Origin of the sequence: Bradyrhizobium sp. WSM2254 (genome assembly GCF_000472645.1) — a bacterium.
Lineage (GTDB): Bacteria > Pseudomonadota > Alphaproteobacteria > Rhizobiales > Xanthobacteraceae > Bradyrhizobium > Bradyrhizobium niftali.
Window position 1 is genome coordinate 1 of the sequence record NZ_AXAB01000097.1, and the last position, 2,387, is coordinate 2,387.

Below are 2,387 nucleotides of genomic sequence, written 5' to 3' on the forward strand. Positions count from 1 at the left end.
CGCTGGCGCTGCGCGCGCCGGGCCCGCCCTTCTGGCCGACCGGCGTCGGGGCGTCGGGACGCGGCGGCGGATCGTCGGCGCGGGCGCTCCCCATCACGGTGCACGCAAGTAGGGCCAGCGCAAGAGGGATGTGGCGCAGTGCGGTTAAATCGAACAGCATAGAGTTTTCTCCCGGTCCGGCTGCACCTTTCTGTCAGCGGCCGATTGCGACGGTTTAAGGTTGCAGGACAGCCTGGACTGTCGTGGTTCTGGCTTATGTTGCACTAGGCGTATCTGCCAAACGGCTCTCTTCAGTTAGCTAAGAGTCGGGAAGAACAAACCTACTAAGTCTAGTAGTCGCCTCTATTCCTGAGGGCACGCGCCGCCTGCGCAATGGCACAAAGCCTACCTGCGGGCCAAGGGTGAGCATCGCGGCTTTTGAGCCGGCGCTACAGGCGTATTTTAAGGAACCGCGAACCGAAGCGGAGATTGCGGACTATCGCGCCAAGCGCGGCTTTTGTAAAAAGCTTCAGGACGAAGTGATGCCCGCTCTGCGCCATCTCCGGTTCGTAGGCGCGACCGGCGAAATCCGCTTCGAGCTTAACAGCAATGTTCCCGACTGCTGGCTCCGTGATGGCGTCGCCTCGGCGTCCCAACGTCTTGAAGTGACCCTGGCGCAATCGAGAGAACAGCATCTCGTCGGCATAGAACTCAACAAAAACGGCATCGGGCGAGGATTTCTTGGCTTGCCGGACTATGCTCCCGCCGAAGCTTTTTCCCAAGTGATCGCCCTCGCCCTCGCCATGTATTCAACGGAAGGTGCGCGCCGACTGCCGTTGGAAGCGGCATCAAGCGTTGTCTTGACAGCCCTTCCCATCACCATCGCGATCACCATCGCGCCACGTTCCAAGGCGCTCGAAACCCGACCTTTGATGGTGCGCCTAAATCCGCTCCTTCGGCGGCGACGGATTCTCCTCCCGATCTCGGATGCTGACGCGAGCGTGCCGCCGAAATCGGTGCGAAATAGTTCGTCACATCTCAGTGACAACTTCGCGCGAAGCCACATCACCGGGGCTTTGGAAGAGCATCGCGACCGATCTGTTTTAGGCGGTCAGGACTTATTTCACCTGTGGTCGCAGCTTCCAGAATTGTCGAGGCGACATGGGTGCGAGCACCGGTATCGTACCGGGAAAGATTTTTGCAGACATCGTCGAGGACCACCCGCAGGAGCGCAGTGGTGGGGGCATCTAGCATTTGGAGATCTCCCTCATTCTCCAGGAGGCAACGATAGCGTCGATTTCGCGTTAGGAGCGCCACGTGCAAAACTACCCAAAGTAGAATAGCCATTAATTCACTATGGAAGAAGAAGCTGACAAAAACGCAACAAGCAGATGTCTGTCTGAATTAAAGAGCGACTGCGCCTGACGTCCACGGGCCACTGCGTTCCAATCGTTGTTGCTTCGCGTTTTGATGCATCTGAGGAGATAGCATCGCGATGGCAGTCGCACGGGGGACGTCCGATCAGGCGGAAGTCCAACGTCTCTCAACCTTGCACGGAACGTCCATCTATATGAGCAATACTTAGAGGAATGTCTCGATCATGCTTGACGATCACACATCAGCGCAATTGTCCTCCCTGTCGCTGGAACGCGTAGATCGGATTCATACCGCAATAAGCGTAGGTGCCGGATGCGGTGGCCATGCACTGGTCATAGGTCGAGAACTGGCAATTGCCCGGATATCCCCAGGTACGCCCCTGCAGGCAATAAATGTCCTGCCGAGCCGGGGGGACGTACGACCGCCCCCGCTGAGCGGCGGTCGAAGGCGATCCAAAGCCGACAAGGATGGGAAGTGCAAGCACGCCGATAAACAGAAGGTTGCGCATGAGACCTCTAACCTCCGTTAAGTCTTGCTGAAGGATAGAGGATTCTCATCTGATGTTTTGATCTTAATCAATGGCAAATAGCCGGTCGCAGCCCGTCCGGCGAACGCCTGCGAAAGAAGCTCGAGCGTGACGGCGCTCCCTGGAGCAGCATTCCTGCTATTTGTAGGAGAGGAACGCATCTTTCCAGCGCGGTGAGGGGGGTACATGTGCGGCAGAAAAATCCCTGCGGCAAAGGATCAATCGAGCTTGAGAACTCTCGCGCTCCGGAATGAGCCGGTTCGGATCGGCGGCAAGCCCTACGACGAGCTTATCAAATGACCGAAGCGGTAGAAAATTCACCGTCTCAGGCCTGCCGTAGATCGCGTAGCGCTCCAGCTGCTCGATCCCAAGGGACCTGACAGGGCTCATGAAAGGTTGAACGAGCTCTTCTAGTACTTCGTCACAGTGATTATGACTCTTTGGAAGTGGCGGGATAGGCGCCTGCCATTTTGGCGCGAGCCTTGTCTGTCGTGAACATCCATTT

Annotated in this window: 3 protein-coding genes; 1 reads left to right on the forward strand and 2 read right to left on the reverse strand. The window is 57.3% G+C overall.

Annotation, left to right across the window (positions count from 1 at the left end):
• Positions 1 to 401: 401 nt before the first annotated feature.
• Complete coding sequence (locus tag A3M7_RS51445) at positions 402 to 1,322, forward strand: hypothetical protein (RefSeq protein ID WP_156937108.1); 921 nt, start codon at positions 402 to 404, stop codon at positions 1,320 to 1,322.
• A 275-nt stretch (positions 1,323 to 1,597) separates the two neighbouring features.
• Here A3M7_RS51445 and A3M7_RS47945 read toward each other — a convergent pair whose 3' ends face one another.
• Both A3M7_RS47945 and A3M7_RS50340 read right to left on the reverse strand, forming a co-directional pair.
• Positions 1,598 to 1,864 carry a DUF3551 domain-containing protein gene (locus A3M7_RS47945; protein ID WP_084302866.1) on the reverse strand — a complete coding sequence of 89 codons (267 nt, stop codon included), beginning with the start codon at positions 1,862 to 1,864 and terminating at the stop codon, positions 1,598 to 1,600.
• 156 nt (positions 1,865 to 2,020) lie between these two features.
• Positions 2,021 to 2,387: hypothetical protein (locus tag A3M7_RS50340; RefSeq protein WP_210164310.1), on the reverse strand; the 367-nt coding region annotated here is incomplete at its 5' end.

Bases quoted from the DNA above. Each gene is read 5' to 3' on its own strand.
- A3M7_RS47945 (WP_084302866.1), bottom strand. From the start codon at position 1,864: ATGCGCAACCTTCTGTTTATCGGCGTGCTTGCACTTCCCATCCTTGTC.